Source organism: Thalassomonas sp. M1454, assembly GCF_007097525.1.
Taxonomy (GTDB): domain Bacteria; phylum Pseudomonadota; class Gammaproteobacteria; order Enterobacterales; family Alteromonadaceae; genus Thalassotalea_A.
In genome coordinates, this window is record NZ_VKDD01000001.1 from 56,523 (window position 1) to 78,333 (window position 21,811).

Below are 21,811 nucleotides of genomic sequence, written 5' to 3' on the forward strand. Positions count from 1 at the left end.
AAACAGTTTAAATAACCAAGGCTAATTGTTCAAAGGTTATATCATCAAAGATATCGCTTGCTCCAATTGCCGTTGGAATTATCAAACGTATCTTACCCGCTAAATTTTTCTTATCACGGCTCATGTGCTTGATAAAATCATCAAAGCTCATCGATTCAGGCGCTGTAGTAGGTAAATCGAAGTAAGAGATTAATGCTTTAATTCTGGCTACATCATCAGCATTCAGTAATTCAAGATGCTGAGCAAGTTCTGCAGCCTGCACCATACCGGTAGCAACAGCTTCACCATGTAACCAAACACCATAGCCCATTTCAGCTTCGATGGCATGGCCAAAGGTATGACCTAAATTAAGTAAAGCGCGTACACCTGACTCTTTTTCATCTTGTGCTACAGTATCGGCTTTTTGCTGACAACAATGCAAAATCATTTGTTTTAATGTTGCTACATCATTGGCTTTAATGGCTGCTTTGTTTTGCTCTAACCAAGCAAAAAAGTTTGCATCACCAAGAATGCCATACTTAATAACTTCAGCCATACCTGCATTAAATTCACGTACCGGTAAAGTAGTTAGGCTGTCGGTATCAATTATCACCGCTTTAGGTTGATAAAAAGCGCCAATCATATTTTTACCAAGCGGATGATTTACAGCTGTTTTACCACCAACACTTGAGTCTACCTGCGAAAGCAATGTAGTTGGAATTTGAATAAAATCTATACCACGTTGATAACATGCAGCAGCAAAACCAGTTATATCACCAATAACCCCACCGCCTAAAGCGATTAGTGTTGAATCACGACCATGATTCTCACTCAACATGTGGGCCATTATTTTTTCAAAGTTTGCTAAGCTTTTTTCTGCTTCGCCATCTTTCAAAGTGACAACATCAACTTTGAAGTCGCTCAAAATATTTGTTAACTGGGCAAGGTAGAGAGGCGCAACAACTTCGTTAGTTACGATACAAACTCTCTTACTTTTGATGTGTTTGATTAAAGAGCTATTAGTTGATAATAGCCCTGAATCAATATAGATAGGGTAACTACGGTCACCAAGTGCAACATTTAACGGTGCCATTAGTGATTAAAAGTCCAAACGCTCTACGATTTTATGAGCAACAACTTTTGCACTTTGATCATCAGTTTGTACAACAACATCCGCAATTTCTTCATAAAGCGGATTACGTTCAAGTGCTAATCTTTCTAATACTACGCGAGGATCTTCTTCTGTTTGTAGAAGAGGACGTTTGCGGTCACGTTGGGTACGAGCGACTTGCTTGTCGATAGTAGTTTCTAAATAAACAACTATGCCTCGTGCTGATAAGCGATTGCGAATCTTATCGCTGATCACTGAACCACCACCTGTAGCTAAAACAATACCTTGTTTTTCAGATAAGTCTTCAATGACACCTTCTTCGCGAACACGGAAACCTTCTTCGCCTTCTAAATCAAAGACCCAAGCAATGTCAGCACCAGTGCGACGTTCGATTTCTTGGTCAGAATCGAAAAACTCTAGGTGTAGCTTTTCCGCTAATTCTCTGCCAATTGTGCTTTTACCTGCGCCCATAGGGCCGACTAGGAAAATGTTACGTTTTTCTGCCATGAGATTTCTTTAATACTCGTAAATTGTTATACCAAGTTGAGATTTACGATTAACTTGGTAAGAGTTAACGAAAGTGAGGATACTCCTCGAAAAAATTAAGGGCGCAATTATCGCAATTGTTTAGGTCAAATTGCAAGTAAAGCGCCCATATTTCGTTAAATTTTAGCTAAATTATTCTTAAAGTAAGCTTAAAACTTCTCCGTTACGATTCTTGGTGTTACAAAAATCAGTAACTCTTTCTTCTCATTAAACTCACTTGTTGTTCTAAATAACCAACCTACATAAGGAATATCACCAAGTACCGGCACCTTAGATACTGAGTTAATAATTTGTTGCTGATAAATACCACCAAGTACGATAGTTTCACCATTATTAACTAATACTTGCGTACCAATTTCTTGGGTATCAATCGCTGTAGCTAAACCAGTACCTGTAGCAATCGTGTCACCACGGGTATCTTGAGTAATAACTAAATCTAAAATAATACGATTATCAGGTGTAATTTGCGGCGTTACGCGTAAACCTAATACCGCTTTTTTAAATGTTACCGATGTTGCGCCACTTGAAGCTGCAGATACAAATGGAATTTCTGTACCTTGCTCTATGTATGCTTCTTTCTGGTTAGATGTGGTAATACGCGGACTAGCAATGATTTCACCTTTATTTTCTTGCTCCATAGCAGAAAGTTCAAGGTCAAGAATAGTACCATCAGCTAATCGAGCTACTTGGAATGCAATCGCACCAGCAGGATCTGCAACCGGTAAATTAACATTTAAGCGTTGGTCAATTGGAGGTACGATACCAGCATTAGCTGAATCAGCACCTTCTAAACTACCTGAGCTCGATGTATCACCGCCATTGTGAGTTACACCCCAACGGATACCTAGCTCTTCAGAGATATTATCTTTTACTGTTACCATGCGTGATTCAATCACTACTTGGCGAATTGGAATATCAAGCACGTTAATCATGCGTTTAATATCTTCAATACTTTTTGCCGTATCACGAATTAATAAAGTGTTAGTACGTTCATCAACCGTTACGCTACCACGTTCAGATAATAAGCTAGTACCTTCACTCTTTAAGATATTTGAGAAATCAGCCGCTTTGGCATAGTTAACTTGGATGTATTCAGCATACAAAGGCGCAAGCTCAGAAACTTGTTGTTGCGCTTGTAATTCTTTAGCTTCACGAGCAACCAGTTCATCATTAGGAGCAACCATAAGAATGTTACCATCCATACGCTTACCTAAACCTTTAACCTTCAAGATGATGTCTAACGCTTGATCCCAAGGCACGCCATCTAAACGAAGAGTGATGTTACCGTTTACTGTATCTGATGTTACTAAGTTAAAGCCGTTATAATCAGCAATGATCTGTAATACAGTACGAATTGGGATATCTTGGAAGTTTAGAGAGATAGCCTTACCATTAAAATCTTCACCATTTTCTAAGTAAGATTTTTTCTCTTCTTGCTCTTTGATTGTTAACGAGAAGATATTATCAATTTGGTCATGCTCAAAAGTAAATGGCTTACTGGTTGTAATTTCTAAACGAGCACTAGTGCCTTCTTTAAAAGTTTCAATGCTTGAAACAATCGTGCCGAAATCAGTAACGTCTAATTGGTATAGTAAGTCATCCATAATAGCCGTGTTATGGAATTCTACTTGGATTTTACCTAGTTTATCTGCAACATCGACAACTGACATACTGTCGTCTAAAAATACTAAAACTTGGCCGGCTTCTGCTTCGCCCTTTCTAAAGTCAATTGCTTGAATGTTATTAATAAAATCTGAAGATGCATCATCTGCTGCGGCTTTCGGGTTATCAAATGCAGTTAAGCTATTCAATAAAATAACGAATTTACCTTCAACAACAGCTACTTGATAAAGCTTTAACTCTTCAAGAAATATTGTTGCAGTAACTTGACCAGCTACTTGTTTCACATCGATATATTTAATACCAGCATGATTTACTTGAGTATCAGCAAGAGGCTGTGCAAAATCAGCAGCATTAAATACAATTTCAATGCGAGCAGGGTCGGTGAATGTTTTTACCGTTGGCTCTTCAGTAATGGCTTCTTCAAAACCAAAGGTAAACTCGATTTCATCAGCTAACAGGGTATTATAGTAAATATCATTAAGCTTGCCTTCAGCAAACGAGCTGAAAGAAGTTAATAGTAACATTGCTGCCAATGTACTTTTTAAGATTCCCTGATCTGATTTTCTTTGCAATATTTTTGTTATTATACGACTAAACATTAATTCCCTTGCCCCTCTTGATCCGGCTCAACCATGGAGATGGTCGTTTCTCGTTCAACCCAACAGCCTGCGCCATCAGGAATTAACTCGACTATGATAATTTCTTCTTGGCCAACATTGGTAATGCGACCATTATACAAACCTAAATAACTGCCTACAGATACTCTGTGCAATGTTGAGTCGGATGCCTCAACTAGAGCCCAAATAATACCTTGTTCACCTAATGTACCACTCATATTCAAACTTTCTAAAGCAAATTTTTCTAAAGGTTGCTTGCGACGTCTTGGATCTGGGTGTAAACAATCGGACATTTGCTGCATTTTTTCTTGAATCGCTTCAGGTTTAGGTGCAACAAATGGGCTACGTAATGCAAATGCTGAATAATCAAAGTGTTGGAACTCTGTTAGAGTCGGCATAGGCTTAATTTTATTCGGCGTCGATGCTTTAACTTTCTCAATGTGGGCATTGATTTCAGTTAAATCATCAAAACAAGCCGATAATAAAAATACGGAAAGTAAGACTAAATAACGCATCTATTTGCTCTCCCTATATTTGTATGTTTTTGCTTGTAACTTCAAAGTAAGCGAGTTTTCACTGCCCTTCGCATCACCAACAATAGCAAAATCATGCAAGGTAACAATTCTTGGTAATCCAGAAATTTTTGATACAAATTCACCAAAATCATGATAAGAGCCGCTAACTTCAACCTCTATAGGTAATTCAGTGTAGAATTCTCGTTTAATTTCTTCTAACCAATTTAGCTTTTTAAAATCTAAGCGTGAAGTGGTACCAACGAAAGTAATATCATCAAGCAAACCTGGTGTTTCATGACTTTCTGGTAAGCGCTTAACTTGTTTAGCAAACATTTCTTCCGCTTCTTCCATTTGCTCACGGAATAACTCTAAATTAGCCGCCACAAAATACTTAGCTTGATAATCTGTTTTTAACTTACTTTCTTCAGCAATTACTCGATCGAGTTCAGTAATTTTGTCACTTACTAATATGTAATAAACAAAGTAAGAAACAAATACAACCAAAACTACGGCTAAGATAATCTTTGCTGCTTTTGGCCATTGACCAATATTATTTAGATCCAGATTATCAAATTGTGATAAATCAATATTCATTATCGACCACCTCCATTTGCTACTGAATCATTAACTAAACCTTGAATCTTAAGGCTCATTTTAAAGTCACTTAACAATTTGCTCGATTTACCGCTATTTGTTATCGATTGTAGTTCAGCATCAGCTAATAAACTTGAGCTTTGGATCTCGCGAATCATATTAGCCAAGTGGTTATTCGATTCACTTTTACCTTCTAGTAATAATTCATTACCTACTTTTTCAAGTTTAGTAATATAAACCCCTGAAGGAACAATTTTAGCTATTTCATCAAGTACTTGCGTACCAACGTTACGACTTTTCTGTAATTGTTCAATCAGCTTCATACGTTGAATTAAGTCTTTCTTTTTCTCTTCCAGTGTACGAATCTCGGCAATGCGAGCATCGAGGATCTTAATCTCGTTCGTTAAATACTGGTTACGAGCTTTTTGACCGTCTATTTTTGCTTGATAAAACTGGCTAATTAAAAATACCACTAAAAAGCTAATCAGAGCCAAGAAAGTCAGAATCGAAAAGTATTGTTGTTGTTGCTGCCTTTGCGCTTCTTCACGCCAAGGCAATAGATTTATATGTGGCATGGCGAAAAACTCCTTAATGCCAAGCCCGAAGCAACCATTAATTGAGGTGCAACCTTAATTAATGCTTCTTCATCAACTTGTTCCCCTAGCTCCATAGAGTTAAATGGGTTTGCAATGATAGTGTGAATGCCAAGCTCAGCAGATAGTAGCTCTTGAATACTCTCTAGAGCAGCTGTGCCACCAGAAACAACTAAATAATCTAACTTTTCTTTACCACTGAAAGTTAAATACATTTGAATTGCACGTCTAATTTGTTGAATTAGTGTTGTTTGGAAAGGAGCTAATACTTCAAACGTATAGGTTGGTGGAAGTGCATTAGTAATTTTTTCTTTTTCCGCTTCTTCATAAGACTTATTGTAATAAGAAACGATAGAACGGGTATATTGCTCACTGCCAAATAATTGATCACGGGTATAAATATTATTACCGTCTTCATTAACGGTAAACAGTGTCATGGTGGCGCCAATATCAATGAATGCGACTACTTTATCTGCGGCATCATCAGGTAACATTGGCATACATAAATCAGCGGCACGATTAAGGGCATAAGATTCAACGTCAACTACTTTAGTTTTAAAACCACCAGCATCAAGGCCTGCGACTCTGGCTTCAATAGTTTCGGTTCGAACCGCACTAAGTAATACATTTACTTTACTTGGGTCGGATTCGTTTACTTCAAGCTTCTCAAAATCTAAGCTAACTTCATCAAGAGGATATGGGATCAAGCTATCGGCTTCAATTTCAATTTGACTGGCAAGTTCATCTTCGTTTAGGGAAACGTCCATATAAATGATCTTAGTGATCACCGTAGAACCAGATACAGCAACCGCTGCATTTTGAACAGAAGAGATAACTTTTTTGCGAATTTTACGAACCACTGCGCCGACAGCTTCAATGTCTTGCACTTTACGATCGACAACAGCCCCTTTCGGCATGGGCTCTACTGAAAAAGCTTGTAGCTGATAGCCATTCTTGTCTTCGTTTATAAGAACAGCTTTGACGGAGTGTGACCCTATGTCAATCCCGACCATCAACGATGCTTTTTTATTCCATAATTTATTTAGCATAACTTCCTGTGATCATTCTTATTTTTTTTCTTATATAAACATAATATAACTAAAAATACATTTATTACACTAAATATCTCTATATAATAGTAATATTATTTTTTAAATTTAACTTTTTGGTAACAAAAATAGTGCAAATTATTAAACGTTTAGTACAACTTGGTTTTATCTTAGGTCTAATTGCAAGCCTTATTCTAGGCGGGTTTTACCTGTCTATGCGCAGCGATCTACCTAGTGTCGAAATTTTAAAAGATGTGCAATTACAAATACCTATGCAGATCTATACTAGCGAAGGTGAATTAATTTCGCAATTTGGATCGAAACGTCGTATCCCAGTTAAGTTTGAAGATATTCCGCAACAACTGATTAATGCATTCCTAGCAACCGAAGATAATCGTTTTTATTTGCACTACGGTGTTGATCCTATCGGTATGAGCCGAGCGGTGTTGGGACAATTAATGGGCCAAGATAAAGGTGGTGCAAGTACCATCACTATGCAAACTGCTCGCAACTTTTTCTTAACTCGAGAGCAAACCTATACTCGTAAGTTAACCGAGATTTTCATTTCTATTCATATGGAAACGCTATTAACAAAAAATGAAATTTTAGAGCTCTACCTTAATAAAATTGAGCTTAGCCATCGTGCTTTCGGTATTGGTGCAGCTGCACAAGTATATTATGGCAAAGAATTAGATGAGCTAACTTTAGGCGAAATGGCGGTAATTGCAGGCTTGCCAAAAGCGCCAAGTACTTATAACCCAATTAGCTCTCCTGAACGCGCACGTTTTCGTCGCACCACAGTACTACAACGAATGCTTGAGAGCGGTTACATAACCGAAGAAGAGTATACGCAAGCAAATAACGAAGAAATCAAAACTAAGCGCCATGGTGTTGAAGTAGATATTCGAGCACCATATGTTGCCGAGATTGCTCACCAGAAAGTAGTTGAAATGTTTGGTAAAGAGTTCGCTTATAGCAAAGGTTTAAAAGTATACACTACAGTCAATGCCAATCTGCAAAGAGCAGCAACAGATGCTGTTGTGGGTAATGTTTATGCTTACGATGAACGTCATGGTTACCGTGGCCCAATTTCACGCTTATGGATTACACAGCCTGACAAAGAAGAGTTAACCTTGCATGCAGTTACTACCTTAGATGCTGATGAAGCAGATATTTACATCGATAAAATTGATGCGCTTTCAAATGAGGTGGTAAGTGATGATGAAATAGCAAAGCACCTTGCTAAAATTCCAACCTACCAAGGTTTAGTTGCGGCTGTTGTAATGTCAGTAACAGAACAACAAGCAACAGTACAATTAAAAGATAACAGCACAACCATATTAAACTGGGATGGTTTAGCTTGGGCTCGACCTTATATCGATGACAAGACCCAAGGTAAAGAGCCTAAGCTTGCAAGTGAGATACTTAAAGCAGGGGAAGTAATTTACATTAGGGCAATGCCAAATGTAGAGGTAAACGCAGATATAGCAGCAAATGCTGATGAAAACGAAGCAGAAACAGTTATTGCTCAGCGTTACCAGTTAAGTCAACTTCCAGAGGTATCAGGCGCATTAGTTTCTATGTCTCCAGATACTGGCGCTATATACGCAAGTGTTGGTGGCTTTAGCTTTAGCCAAAGTCAGTTTAATAGAACCACGCAAGCTAACCGCCAAGTTGGTTCAAACATAAAACCTTTTGTTTATTCAGCAGCATTAGATAACGGCTATACATTAGCTTCTATCGTAAATGATGCACCGATCAATCAGTGGGATAAAAGCTCAGGATTTGCATGGCGTCCAAAAAACTCACCAGCAATTTATGAAGGACCATTACGTGTAAGAACTGGTTTAGCTAAGTCTAAAAACGTAATGTCGGTAAGGTTGCTTCGTGGTATTGGTATAAAACCACTAATTGATCATTTAGCAAGTTTCGGTTTTGATAAAGCGGCATTACCACGCAATGAAGCTCTAGCTCTGGGCTCTGCCTCATTAACACCACAACAAGTTGTTACTGGCTATTCGGCATTTGCCAATGGTGGTTATTTAGTAACACCGTATATTGTAGATCGAATTGAAGACTCTAATGGTGAAGAAATTTATAAAGCAGAACCAAAAGTTGCTTGTTATGAATGTGAATTAGAACAAGAACGCTATGCAAATAGTTTTGACGCTACAGATGAATTTGATATTGATATGATCGGTAAGGTTATCGCTCCTAGAGTTATTAGCCGTCAAAATGCTTTCCTTGTTACAGAAGCTATGCGCGGCGTTATTTGGGATGGCGGTGGTAACTGGTCAAAAGGTACGGGCTGGAGTGGTACAGGTTGGCGCGCTAAAACCTTAAAACGTCGTGATTTAGCAGGTAAAACCGGTACTACTAATGAATCTAAGGATGCCTGGTTTAGTGGCTTTAGTCGTCGAATCACGGCAAGCTCTTGGATTGGTTTTGATGACCCAAGACGTAACCTTGGTGCAACTCGTGTTAATCGAAACTTAGGAAAAGGCCAAACCGCCGGTGGTGAAGCAGGTGCTAACGCAGCACAGCCTGCATGGATTAAATTTATGGAAACGGCACTTCAAGACTTTGAATATGAAGCTTTTGAACAGCCAGAAAATATTATTTCTATTCGTATCGATAAATTAACAGGTAAACGCACCAATAAAACTGATAAAACATCTACTTTTGAATACTTCATTAAAGGCACAGAGCCGAAAGAATGGGTAGCAGAAAGCACAAGTGATATCTTTGTTGGTGAAGATGATGAAGAAGTTGAAGAAGAGTTATTCTAGTCTCTAGTCTCTAGTCTCTAGTCTCTAGTCTCTAGTCTCTAAAATAAAAAAGGGTGTCAGTTAAAACTGACACCCTTTTTTTTCTACTCTGTGAGTAAATTAACTCACTTCAACCACTTCAATACTTTTCAGCATTTGCGGCATCGAGTGGTGTTCACTCAAATTATAAGTTAATGCCTCTTCATCACAATTATCTTGCTTAGGACATAAATCACAATCTTTCATTACCTTCTCTGGCAAATCATCTTTATTACCAGGAATAAAGTCTAATTTCTCAAAGAAGCTTGGCTTACGTGTTAACACAAAGACTTTTAATAGTGACAAGCTTTGCGCTCTGTCTAATAAAAATTGACAAAGTTTTTGACCGTAACCTTTACCTTGGTGATCAAGGTTAACACCAAGAGAACGAATTTCAGCAAGACCAGTACTATATATGTATAAAGCTGCACAAGCACAAACTTTGCCGTCCACTTCAATTACGGCAAAATCTCTGATGCTTCTGATCAAATCATCTTCACTGCGAGGAAGGTTTTCTTCTTTAGATGACCAGTAATTCACTAACTTCACAATTGCTCTTAAGTCAGTTAATTTCGCATCACGCACAACATAGTCTGCTGTACCAAATTGATGTCTGTTTTGATCAATAACTTTTTGTACTGGCTCAATACCTGTACCACCAAGAATATTACGTTTATCAACTAAGTACTCAAGCTCAAGTACAGGGTAAACGTCTTTTTCAATTAATGGTGAGAATTGTTTAAACTCTTCTAAGCGTAAGCTTTCTAGAGGCTCATCTTGTTGAATAGCATAAAGTACAGCAGCACCCGTAATGTCATGAGCGGTTCTAAAAGGCACTCCTTTAGATACTAAGTAATCAGCAAGCTCAGTAGCATTAGCATAACCTTCACGCGCCGCTTTTTGACACCGAGCACTATTTAACTCGATTGAGTTAACAACTTCACCCGCCATAACTAAACAGCTTAACCACTGTTCCAGTGCATCAAATAAGCCTTGCTTATCTTCTTGCATGTCTTTGTTATAGGCTAAAGGTAAACCTTTAAGTGTCACTAATAGCGCCTGCAGTGAGCCATATACTCGACCACATTTACCACGAATTAACTCCAACGCATCTGGGTTTTTCTTCTGTGGCATTAATGAGCTGCCAGAAGTTACCTGATCGCCCAAGGTAATAAAGTTTGCTTCACCCGAATTAAAGAAGATTAAATCTTCTGCAAAACGAGATAAATGCATCATACCGGTACTTGCAGCGAATAATAGTTCAAGTACATAATCACGATCAGATACTGCATCTAACGAGTTCATACATGGGCCGTCAAAACCTAACGAATTAGCAAGTTCGACTCTATCAATTGGGTATGTGGTACCTGCTAATGCACCACAACCAAGTGGAGATTGGTTTAAACGTTTACGTGCATCTTCCAAACGAGAAATATCACGTTTAAGCATCTCTACATAAGCCATACACCAATGGGCAAAACGAATTGGTTGTGCACGTTGTAAATGGGTATAGCCCGGCAGTATGTGTTGTTTGTTGTTGTCAGCTAAGTTAATTAACTCTTGTACGCAAATTTTTAATTGCTCAACAATAACATCTGACTGCTCACGTGCCCATAAACGTAAATCAGTAGATACTTGGTCATTTCTACTGCGACCTGTATGTAATTTACGAGCAATGTCACCTAGCTTTTCAGTAAGCTCTGATTCAACCCAGCTATGGATATCTTCAGCTGTTGACTGGGTAAAGTCTACTTCACCGTTTTCAACACGCGCAGCAAGATCGAGTAAACCTTGCTCCATTTTTTGCTGTTCTTCAACCGTTAGCACGCCAGCTTTTTGAATAGCTTTAGACCAACCGATTGAACCTTGAATATCTTGTGATGCCAAAACAAAATCAAACGGTAGCGAATCGTTAAACGCTTTAAAAATATCACTACTGCCTGATTTGAAGCGACCGCCCCATAGTGCTGCCATATTATTTCTCCTGCTGTTTTAACGCATTAATTCTGCTTGATAAGCTGAATAAACGGATAAAACCTTCAGCATGTTTTTGATCGTATACATCGTCTTCACCAAATGTAGCAAACTCTTCAGAGTAAAGGCTATTTGGGCTACGACGCTGTGTAACGTTAGCTGTACCTTTGTAAAGTTTAACCACAACATCACCAGTAACTTGCTGAGCAAATGAATTAGTTGCAGCCATTTGCGCTTGTGCCAGAGGAGTAAACCAACGACCATCGTAAATTACGTGTGAGAATTCAAGCGCAACAGATTCACGGAATTTTAGTGATTCTTTATCAAGGATTAATGACTCTAAGCCTTTATAAGCGGCCATTAACACTGTACCACCTGGAGTTTCGTAACAACCACGAGATTTCATACCAACTAAACGGTTTTCAACAATATCTATACGGCCAACACCATGAGCGCCGGCTTTACCATTAAGATAAACTAATGACTCATACGCAGACATCGCTTTACCGTCAACAGCAACTAGCTCACCTTTATCAAATGAAAGCATTACTGAACCAGGCTCATTTGGAGCATCAAGTGGATCTGTTGTCATCGTCCACACTTCTTTAGTCGGCTCACACCATGGGTCTTCTAACTCACCACCTTCGTGCGAAATATGCCATGCGTTCGCATCACGGCTGTATATTTTAGTTAATGAAGCTGAACAAGGGATATTACGCTCGGCTAAGTAATCAAGTAAGTCTTCACGAGAAACCATATCCCACTCACGCCATGGCGCAATTACGGTTAGTTGTGGTGCTAGTGCAGCAAAACAAGACTCGAAACGAACTTGGTCATTACCTTTACCAGTACAACCGTGACATACCGCATCAGCGCCAACTTTTAACGCCACTTCAACGTGTGCTTTAGCAATAACAGGACGAGCCATTGACGTACCAAGTAAATATTGACCTTCGTACACTGCCCCCGTTTTTAAGATAGGGTAAATATAGTCTTTAACAAACTCTTCTTTTAAATCAACTACGTGACATTCAGAAGCACCTGATGCGATTGCTTTTTCTTGAATACCAACAAGCTCTTCGTCGCCTTGGCCAACATCAGCACAAAAGGCAACAACTTCACAGCCGTCGTAGTTTTCTTTTAACCATGGAATAATCGCTGATGTATCTAAACCGCCAGAATATGCTAATACGATTTTTTTGATTTTCTTGCTCATTTTTACTTCTCTCAATTCTTAAATTTTAATTTTTTGCTAGCTAATAAGTTTTATAAATAATTACTTAAATAAACTCACTAGTACTGAATTTTGTGCCCACATACGATTTTCTGCTTGTAAGAAAGCAATCGATTGCTCAGAATCGAAAACCTCAGTGGTTATCTCTTGCTCTAAATGCGCAGGCTGACAGTGCATTACTGCAGTCGCACCAGCTTTAGCCATTAATTGGCTATTAATTTGATACGGCATGAACTTTTCTAATAACTGCTCAACTTTAGTATCATCGCCCATAGAAATCCATGTATCAGTATAAATAACTTGCTGATTTTTAGCATCTTCTATATCGGTTGAAATTGTTAACTTAGCGCCACTTTTTTCTGCCAAATCTTGTGCTGTACTAACAAGAACAGGGTCTGGTTCATAGCCTGTAGGTGTTATGACAGTAACATTGGCCCCTAAAATACTACCCATTAACATCAGTGAATTAGATACATTATTACCATCACCAATATAAGCAATATTTAAGTTTTCAACACTACCAAAGGTTTCTGTTAAAGCCATGTAATCGGCTAGTGCCTGACAAGGGTGATATAAATCACTCAATGCATTTATTACCGGAATCCCTGCATGCTCGGCCATTTCATCTAAAACGCTTTGCTTAAATACACGTGCAACAATTGCATCAGACCAACAAGCTAAGTTTTTAGCAACATCGCTTACACGTTCACGCTCACCTAGCTGGCCATTTTGCTGACCGATATAAAGGCTGTGACCGCCAAGTTTTTGAATGCCAATATCAAAGCTGATATGAGTACGTAATGATGGTTTTTCAAATAACATCACGATTGATTTACCAGCTAATGCTTGTGCATATTTAGATGGATTAGTTTTAATATCGATTGCTTGCTCAATCAGGTCTAGAAGCTGTTGTTTGTCTTGCAGTTGATCTGCTAAAAAGTGTTGTAATGACATAAGTATCTCAATAAAAATTTGTTCGTATTTATACGTAATAAGGTTAAGTTAATTATTTATCGCTGATAAAGCGTTTAACTTAAAGAAGGCTTAATGCGGGTGCCAAAAACATGTCCATTTTGCAATTGTAATAACTGCTCTGGAGTTTTCCAACTGGCCACCGCGATACTTCGTCGTAATTGATTAGCAGCACTAAACGCCGCATTAACTTTTGCCACCATACCGCCAGCGATAACGCCGTCATTAATAAGTTGCTCGGCTAAGACACTATCTAAGTCCTGCATATATTCGCCATCTGCGCCCTTTACCCCGGCAACATCAGTTAATAAGATCAAATCACCTTGAATTAACTGGCTAATAGCTACGGCAGCATCATCGGCATTTACATTGACTAATTGACCATCATCTAATGCGCCAATCGATGAAATAATGGCTAAGCAGTTATTGTTGATAACGGCATTTATAAAATTGTCTTGGTTGGCTTGCGGGATACCCACACAGCCTAAAAACTCTTCTGCAGGAGTACACTTGATCATATTGCCATCGTGCAACGCAAGACCAACAGCAGATAAGTTAAGTGTATTGGCACTAGCGACTAATGCTTTATTTACTGTGCCAGCTAAAGCGCCAGTGATCACCGGCATATGCTCTGGTTCACTAACACGTAAGCCGTTTACTTTTTTACTCACGAATCCTGCCTGAGCTAATAATTCATCGGCAACACAACCGCCGCCATGAACTATCACCACGCTTTGTTTTAGCGCTTGTAATTTTTTTACTACTGAAAACAGGGCAATTAAGGCATCTGGTGATTCCATGATAGCGCCACCAATTTTAATCACTAAAGGAGCTGACATTATTGTGCTCCTCCTAATAAACCTTGGCTGACATTAAATCCATTGGCTAAATTGAAACATTGGATTGCTTGTGAAGCAGCCCCTTTTAATAAATTATCAATTGCACAACTCACTACAACCACTTGTTTTTCTTCGTCTACTTGCCAAAATAAGCTAGCAAAAGGAGAGCCACTAACGTCATCAATTTGCGGCCATGTTTTAGCAATACGAACTAGTGGTGTATTGTCATATGCTTGATGAAAAGCTTGCGCAACATCATCAGCACTTACGCCTGATTTAAGTTGCATAGTAACTGTTGATAATAAACCACGTTTAAATGGTGCAATATGGGGATTGAAAATAACCTGCTGACCACATTCTTGGCTGATTTCTGGTTGATGACGGTGTTGTAAAACGTTATATGCTTTTAGGCTTAATTCATTAAAACTGGTAGCTAAAGATGCTTTTCTACCTGCGCCACTCACGCCGCTAATACCATTAACTACAGTTAAACCATCTTTAACGTTTAAGTCATTGGCAGTAATAGGTTTTAAACCTAATAAACTAGCGGTTGGGTAACAACCTGGTACGGCAACTAACTGCGCATTAGCAATCTCTTTGCTATTCCACTCAGCTAAACCATAAACAGCTTCATCAATTAGGTTCTGATGCTTGTGCTCAAAACCATAATACTTAGGGTAATCGCTACTTTCGCTTAAACGAAACGCCCCTGATAAATCAAAGACTTTAATGCCTAATTCAACAAAGGCGTGTGCCCATTGTTGTGAATATTCATGTGGGGTAGCAAAAAAGACTGCATCTAAATCATTATTAGCACTAAGCCATGCTTGACTAAATGCTTGTAAAGGTAAATCACAGATGGATTGCATGCGAGGATATAGATCAGAAAACAATAATCCTTTCGATTCACTATTTTCAGAAACTAATAAGTGCATTTCATTAATTTGGCTATGTTTTCCTAGTATTTCTACTAGCTCGGCACCGGCATAACCACTTGCGCCAACTACTGCTACCTTCACATCTTTTCCTTTTCTGCAATTTTATTCAATAAATGTAACTTAATAATCTGTAATTCACCAGACAAAAATACGAGTATATAACCTTTTAACTTATTAAAATTACCTTTGATTACAAGCAGAAAAAATAAGAAGTAGCCAGAAGCTTTGGGGTTTATTACACTGAAGGCAACAAAATAACAATTATTGACTACTTATGCAATTATTTAACATAAGTATTTTACGGTTTTAATCTAATTTATGAATAATCTACCTAATTTTAGTGAATCACTTAGCCAACTTATCGCATCTAATTCAATAAGTGCTACAGATAGCTCGTGGGATCAAAGCAATAAAGGTGTTATCACCCTACTTGCTACTTGGTTTGAACAACTCGGTTTTAACATTACTTTACAAGAAGTTCCTGATAGTAGAGGTAAGCTCAATTTATTAGCAAAACTTGGTGATGGTGAAGGTGGTTTATTATTATCAGGGCACAGTGATACCGTACCTTTTGATCAAGAACGCTGGAATAGCGACCCTTTTAGTATTAAAACCGACAATGATAAATTCTATGGCTTAGGTACTTGTGACATGAAAGGCTTTTTTGCCTTTATTTTGCAAGCTTGCAAAGGTCTAAATGCCAAGCAATTAAAAAAACCTTTATATGTGTTAGCTAGTGCTGATGAAGAAACAACAATGGCTGGTGCTAGGTTTTTTATTGAAAGTAAGTTAGCCAAACCAGATGTTGCTGTTATTGGTGAGCCAACTAACTTAGTACCTATAATTATGCATAAGGGCCATATGTCGCACCGTATTTCTGTACAGGGTAAATCTGGTCATTCAAGCCAACCCTCAAAAGGGGTAAATGCGATAGAAATAATGTATTTAGTTATTGGTCGCCTAATGCAATTAAAGCAAGATTTAAAAGCCAACTATGTTAATGAAGCATTTACAGTAACAGAGCCAACGTTAAACTTTGGCGCAATAAAAGGTGGCGATAGTGCGAACCGAATTTGTGGTGATTGCTATTTAGATATTGATTTACGTGCCCTGCCCGGCATTAAAGATGAAGAGTTAGTACACTGGTTGAGCGAGGCACTAAAACCTCTAGCCGAAAAGTTTCCAGGCAGAGTAACAATGGCAGAGATGCACCCAAGCTCGCCAGCATTTGCAGAAGATAAAGACAGTGAATTAGTTAAAACCGCCGAGAAAGTATCAGGACATTGTTGCCAAGTAGTGAACTACGCTACCGAAGCACCGTTTATCCAACAACTAGGCTGTCAAACAATAGTCTTAGGCCCTGGCTCTATTGAACAAGCTCACCAACCGGATGAGTTTTTGGCCTTTGACCAAATAGCCCCTACAGAAAAAATCCTATTAGATTTAATCCAGCACTACTGCTTATAAAATCAAGGGGGTCAGATCAACTTGAAATTCTATTTTTATTTCAAGTTGATCTGACCCCCTTGATTTGCTTTATGGGCGAACGCCTAATGTGTGGCAGATAGCGTAAGTAAGTTCCGAGCGGTTTAATGTATAAAAGTGAAAATCGTTTACGCCTTCGCTGCGTAATATTTTTNCTATTAGATTTAATCCAGCACTACTGCTTATAAAATCAAGGGGGTCAGATCAACTTGAAATTCTATTTTTATTTCAAGTTGATCTGACCCCCTTGATTTGCTTTATGGGCGAACGCCTAATGTGTGGCAGATAGCGTAAGTAAGTTCCGAGCGGTTTAATGTATAAAAGTGAAAATCGTTTACGCCTTCGCTGCGTAATATTTTTACTTGTTCCATCGCAATATTTGCTCCAACTAAATTACGAGTAGTTGGGTCGTCGTCTAAACCTTCGTACATTTTCCCCATCCAGTTTGGCACATTAACGCCAGCTAATTTAGAAAAGCGTTTTAATGTGGCAAAGTTTGATACTGGTAAAATCCCCGGTACGATTTCAACATCAATACCAATTGCGGCACAGCGATCTCGAAATCTTAAGTATGAGTCCATATCAAAGAAGAACTGAGTGATGGCACGGTTAGCACCTGCGTCAATTTTGCGTTTAAGGTTAACCAAATCAAACTGTGCGTTTTTAGACTCAGGGTGTGCTTCTGGGTATGCTGCTACTGAGATATCAAAATCAGCTACACCTTTTAATAATTCAACTAAGTCATTGGCATACATATCTGGTTTTTTACCACTGTTAGGTAAATCACCACGTAGTGCGACAATATGACGAACCCCACTTTCCCAGTAATCTTTGGCGATATCGATAAGCTCTTCACGGCCAGCATCAATACAAGTTAAATGCGGCGCTGCAATTAAGCCGGTATCTTGTTGAATGCGTTTGATCACACCGTGAGTACGATCACGAGTACCACTACCAGCACCATAAGTAACCGAAACAAAGCTTGGTTTTAATGGTGCTAAGCGTTCAATTGAGTTCCACAACGTTGTTTCCATCTCAGGAGAGTTTGGCGGGAAAAACTCAAATGATACATTTAAATCTTGATCTAAATCGCGAACAGTTTGGTTTAATAAGTCTAATTGGCGTGCTCTAGCATTCATTAGTTGATTCCTTTGATTTCTACGGCTTTCGTTGTTACTGCTAACTCTTTACAAAGGTTAACTAAGTCTGAGTGTAAGCCACCTGCGGTGACATCTCGTCCAGCGCCTGGACCTCTAATTATTAATGGGTTGTCTTGATACCATGCTGACTTTAATAAGAAGACATTATCACACGGCGTCAAGTTAGCAAAAGCATGGTCATTAGGTAATATTTCTAAGCCTACTCTTGCGCTAATTTTATTATCTACATCGATAAAGCGAGCTATATAACGTAAGCAACCATTTTGCTGCTGTGCTTGCGCTAGTTTATCTCCATAGTAGCTGTCTAATTCATTGGCTCTGGCTAAAAATTCACTAAGTTCTAGTTTTTGTGCAAACTCAGGAACTAAATTTTCACAAGCAATATCTTCTAGCGCTAAGTCATAGCCTGCTAGCCTTGCCAAAATTAGTAATTTACGTTGTACATCAAGCCCAGATAAATCGTCACGAGGATCTGGCTCAGTAAATCCTTGCTCTAAAGCATCAATTAAAAGTTCAGAAAAAGGTACGCTTCCGTCAAAATTTGCGAATAACAATGATAAAGTACCAGAAAATATACCTGATATTTCCTCGATCACATCGCCACTTTGTTTTAAGTCATTTAACGCGTAATTAATTGGTAAACCTGCGCCAACAGTTGCATTGACTAACCACTTACTTTTAGATAACTCCATCTTAGCAAGTAAGTTATGGTAGTTTTCTGGGTCACTTGCACCAGCAGATTTATTTGCACTAATAACATGGATCCCTTGCTCGAAGAAATCATGGTATAAATCACTAAAGGCACTACTTGGCGTTATATCAACCAACACTAGTTCATCATAAGGATGGTGTTCTAACCATTGCACAAGTTGTTTATTGTCATAATTTTTACTTTGCTCAGAAAATAACTCAACTGCGTGTTTAGCATCAATACCATCAGTATTAATTAATGCTTTTTTAGACGTTGCTAAACCTACCAGATGTACATTCTCTAAAGCATGTACTCGAGTTAATTGTGCTGGCAGCATTTCTAAAAATCGTTGCCCAATATTACCTAAGCCGGCAACGACTAAGCCGATATTGCGAGTATCTTTGGTTACTTTATTATGAACTTTATTCACAAACTCAACCGAACACGCATCATCAAAAAAGGCTAATAAACTATGGCCATTTTCAGAACCGACAAATTTAGCTATTGGCTCACCAGTTAAGGCTCGCTTAAACCTTGCTTTAATTTCACCGCGACTAGCAATGTTATAACCTACAACGGCAATAAGCGACACTGGTTTTTGGCTAAAGCTTAACTGCTGTTGCTCTAAATACTGTAAGGCTAAATCTACAAATTGCTGCGAAAGTACAACACAAGTTTGATCAACACATTGATAAAGAGGCTGAAAACGTAATTCTATTTGCGCAAGGATATCTGCAGTAAACTCATCGCTATGAATATAAAGTAAATCATTATTATGAGTTACTGATATTTCTTGTTTGGCAATTTCACCAAAAGCACCGATTTCCGTACCCGTAATTGTTGGGGCAAAACTACTGGCGACATGTAAATGGATATTATGTGTTGCAAGAGGATTTAACGTATTTGCGTGCAATACAGGGTTACCTAATCGTCCTAACTCCTTTGCAACCGAATTCTCTAGGCGATGTAATTTTCTGGCATTTGGTACTACTCGCGGGTCTGCACTATAAATACCATCTATATCGGTCCATAACACGGTATTACTAGCATTAAGTAAATGCGCTGCAATTGTGGCACTAAAATCTGAGCCATTACGGCCTAATGTTTGTGCTCGCCCTTGCTCATCACTAGCAATAAAGCCGGTAAGTATATTCAATTGGCCAGTTACTTTTTTATTAACTAAGTTTTGCTGACTCAAACTCTCATCTAATTGAAAGTTATTGGTTGAGTCTAAAATATAAACTTGGCGAGCATCTATGGCGTTAGCTGGGCAAATTTTTGTGCTGATAACTTTTGCTAATAAGCGAGCCGACCAAACTTCACCAAAGGCTAATAAGTTATTACGTTGCGCAGCTAACTCTATATTGCTGCGCCATAACTTAATTTGATCAATATCAGCACTTAATGCGCTCAGTAACTCGTGTTCATTCTGCCCACTAAGTAATTCACTAATTAATTGCTGTTGATTAGCCAGAACAAGTTCAAGCTGCTGATTAAACTCGCTTTCGTCATTGTCATTCGCAAGTAATGCAAATAATTGGTCAGTGGTTTTACCATTAGCTGAAACAACAACTAAATCAGATAAATTGGCATTATCCTTTAAAATGGCTACAACACGCTCAATACACTGAGCGTTAGCTAAACTGCTACCACCAAATTTATGAACGCTTATTTCTTTTGGTACAACGCGTAAAGGCTCTGCGCTAGCCTCTGTTGCTATTTTATTTAATTGCTGAGACATTATTCTGATACCGCTAGTGTTGCATTTAAAGCATTATCTAAGTCCGCGATAATATCGTTAATATCTTCGATCCCTACCGACACTCTTATTAGTGTTTGGCTAATGCCTGCTACTTTTTGCGCTTCAATATCCATACCTGCATGCGTCATGGTTGATGGATGCGCGATTAAACTTTCAACGCCTCCTAATGATTGCGCTAACGTAAATAACTCTAATTTTGCAAATAATTCTCGCACCTGTGCATCGCCACCTTTTAATTCAAATGAGAACATACTGCCAAAACCTTGCTGTTGGGCTTTAGCTATTTGATGGCCAGGATGATCAACCAGACCTGGGTAATAAATTTTTTCTATCGCCGCATGGCTTTGTAAAAACTCAACCAATTGTTCGGTATTTTCTTTATGCTGCTTTAAACGTACAGGTAAGGTTTTAATGCCACGCAAAGTTAAGAAGCTATCAAATGCAGCGCCAGTAATACCAATACAATTAGCCCACCAAGCAAGGTGTTCACCAAGTTCAAGATCTTTAGTTACCACTGCACCACCAACAACATCAGAATGGCCATTGATAAACTTAGTAGTTGAGTGAATAACGATATCGGCACCTAACTCTAAAGGCTTCTGCAGAAGAGGTGATAAAAAGGTATTATCAACGGCAACTAAGGCGCCTACTGCTTTAGCTTGCTCACAGATGGCAGCAATATCAATAATACGTAATAAAGGATTGCTCGGTGTTTCTAATAGCACTAATTTTGGTTTTTGTGCTAATGCTTTACTTAATTCAGCCTGATCATTTTGATCAACAACAACTAACTTAAATAAGCCTCTTTGCGCTAAAAAGGTGAATAAGCGGTAACTGCCACCATAACAGTCGTGGGGAATTAATAAAGTGTCTTCAGTACTAAGTAACTGACAGATGAGGTGAATAGCCGACATGCCCGTACTAGTAATAATGCCTTTGCTACCACCTTCAAGATCAGCAATAACTTCAGCGAGTGTTGCTCTTGTTGGGTTGCCTGTGCGAGAGTAATCAAACTCTCGTTTTTCATTAAAGCCTTTTAAACTATAAGTACTCGATAAATGAATTGCAGGTACTACTGCACCGTGATGCTCATCACTATTAATGCCTGCTCTTACTGCAATTGTTGTACTTTTATCGTGTTTCATAGTCGTCTCTTTTGTATTTTGGGGCAATCGGATGTTTAGACGTCTATAAATCTAAATGGTTTATTGTCTTAGGTCAAGAAGTTTTAGCCATCTAAACATCTTTGCTTTTAGATGTTGACTAGAATCTCAGAACCAGTACAATTTATGGTTATTAAAATAAGTGGTTTAAAAGCCAAC

The 21,811-nt window shown here is 38.5% G+C and carries 17 protein-coding genes and 1 pseudogene; 2 read left to right on the forward strand and 16 right to left on the reverse strand.

The genetic code is table 11. From position 1 onward, the window contains the following. Positions 1-7: 7 nt before the first annotated feature. From aroB to FNN08_RS00290, 7 genes are all read right to left on the reverse strand, one after another. Positions 8-1,072: a 3-dehydroquinate synthase gene (aroB, locus tag FNN08_RS00260; RefSeq protein WP_143582639.1), complete on the reverse strand. Its 1,065-nt coding sequence runs from the start codon at positions 1,070-1,072 to the stop codon at positions 8-10. Between the two features lie 6 nt (positions 1,073-1,078). Further along, entirely contained in the window at positions 1,079-1,597 is a 519-nt protein-coding gene (gene aroK, locus FNN08_RS00265; protein WP_143582640.1) for a shikimate kinase AroK, read from the reverse strand. Between the two features lie 188 nt (positions 1,598-1,785). Then, positions 1,786-3,858, reverse strand: coding sequence for a type IV pilus secretin PilQ family protein (locus FNN08_RS00270; RefSeq protein WP_185962527.1), 2,073 nt, complete (start codon positions 3,856-3,858; stop codon positions 1,786-1,788). Next, positions 3,858-4,391: a pilus assembly protein PilP gene (locus FNN08_RS00275; protein ID WP_143582641.1), complete on the reverse strand. Its 534-nt coding sequence runs from the start codon at positions 4,389-4,391 to the stop codon at positions 3,858-3,860. The genes FNN08_RS00270 and FNN08_RS00275 overlap by 1 nt, the downstream gene beginning before the upstream one ends. After that, positions 4,392-4,985: a type 4a pilus biogenesis protein PilO gene (locus tag FNN08_RS00280; RefSeq protein ID WP_143582642.1), complete on the reverse strand. Its 594-nt coding sequence runs from the start codon at positions 4,983-4,985 to the stop codon at positions 4,392-4,394. Continuing rightward, a complete protein-coding gene (locus tag FNN08_RS00285; protein WP_143582643.1) occupies positions 4,985-5,560 on the reverse strand; it encodes a PilN domain-containing protein in 576 nt (191 codons plus the stop codon). The genes FNN08_RS00280 and FNN08_RS00285 overlap by 1 nt, the downstream gene beginning before the upstream one ends. Further along, positions 5,548-6,627, reverse strand: a complete 1,080-nt coding sequence (locus tag FNN08_RS00290; protein WP_143582644.1) for a pilus assembly protein PilM — start codon at positions 6,625-6,627, stop codon at positions 5,548-5,550. The genes FNN08_RS00285 and FNN08_RS00290 overlap by 13 nt, the downstream gene beginning before the upstream one ends. Positions 6,628-6,758: 131 nt before the next feature. Between FNN08_RS00290 and FNN08_RS00295 the strand changes: the two genes are divergently transcribed. Beyond that, positions 6,759-9,416 (forward strand): penicillin-binding protein 1A, encoded by a 2,658-nt coding sequence (locus FNN08_RS00295; protein WP_185962528.1) that lies wholly within the window; start codon positions 6,759-6,761, stop codon positions 9,414-9,416. 99 nt (positions 9,417-9,515) lie between these two features. Here the strand turns inward: FNN08_RS00295 and argH are convergent, their stop codons facing one another. The 5 genes from argH to argC form a co-directional block, all read right to left on the reverse strand. Then, positions 9,516-11,408 (reverse strand): argininosuccinate lyase, encoded by a 1,893-nt coding sequence (argH, locus tag FNN08_RS00300; RefSeq protein ID WP_143582645.1) that lies wholly within the window; start codon positions 11,406-11,408, stop codon positions 9,516-9,518. Position 11,409: 1 nt separating this feature from the next. Beyond that, positions 11,410-12,624, reverse strand: coding sequence for an argininosuccinate synthase (locus FNN08_RS00305; RefSeq protein WP_143582646.1), 1,215 nt, complete (start codon positions 12,622-12,624; stop codon positions 11,410-11,412). Between the two features lie 60 nt (positions 12,625-12,684). Then, positions 12,685-13,596 carry an ornithine carbamoyltransferase gene (locus FNN08_RS00310; RefSeq protein WP_143582647.1) on the reverse strand — a complete coding sequence of 304 codons (912 nt, stop codon included), beginning with the start codon at positions 13,594-13,596 and terminating at the stop codon, positions 12,685-12,687. A 74-nt stretch (positions 13,597-13,670) separates the two neighbouring features. Beyond that, positions 13,671-14,453 (reverse strand): acetylglutamate kinase, encoded by a 783-nt coding sequence (argB, locus tag FNN08_RS00315; RefSeq protein ID WP_143582648.1) that lies wholly within the window; start codon positions 14,451-14,453, stop codon positions 13,671-13,673. Further along, on the reverse strand, positions 14,453-15,472 hold the full coding sequence (gene argC, locus FNN08_RS00320) for an N-acetyl-gamma-glutamyl-phosphate reductase (protein WP_143582649.1): 1,020 nt from the start codon (positions 15,470-15,472) through the stop codon (positions 14,453-14,455). The genes argB and argC overlap by 1 nt, the downstream gene beginning before the upstream one ends. A gap of 237 nt (positions 15,473-15,709) precedes the next feature. On the opposite strand from argC, the gene argE reads away from it, so the two are divergent. After that, positions 15,710-16,858 (forward strand): acetylornithine deacetylase, encoded by a 1,149-nt coding sequence (gene argE, locus FNN08_RS00325; protein WP_143582650.1) that lies wholly within the window; start codon positions 15,710-15,712, stop codon positions 16,856-16,858. 69 nt (positions 16,859-16,927) lie between these two features. On the opposite strand, the pseudogene FNN08_RS00330 reads toward argE, so the two are convergent. The 4 genes and pseudogenes from FNN08_RS00330 to metB form a co-directional block, all read right to left on the reverse strand. Beyond that, positions 16,928-17,023: pseudogene (locus FNN08_RS00330) on the reverse strand (methylenetetrahydrofolate reductase); the annotation flags it as partial. A gap of 110 nt (positions 17,024-17,133) precedes the next feature. Next, positions 17,134-18,015: a methylenetetrahydrofolate reductase gene (gene metF / locus FNN08_RS00335; protein WP_143582651.1), complete on the reverse strand. Its 882-nt coding sequence runs from the start codon at positions 18,013-18,015 to the stop codon at positions 17,134-17,136. After that, positions 18,015-20,468, reverse strand: coding sequence for a bifunctional aspartate kinase/homoserine dehydrogenase II (gene metL, locus FNN08_RS00340; RefSeq protein WP_143582652.1), 2,454 nt, complete (start codon positions 20,466-20,468; stop codon positions 18,015-18,017). Before metL ends, metF begins: the two co-directional genes overlap by 1 nt. After that, complete coding sequence (gene metB, locus FNN08_RS00345; RefSeq protein WP_143582653.1) at positions 20,468-21,634, reverse strand: cystathionine gamma-synthase; 1,167 nt, start codon at positions 21,632-21,634, stop codon at positions 20,468-20,470. Before metB ends, metL begins: the two co-directional genes overlap by 1 nt. Between the last annotated feature and the right edge of the window lie 177 nt (positions 21,635-21,811).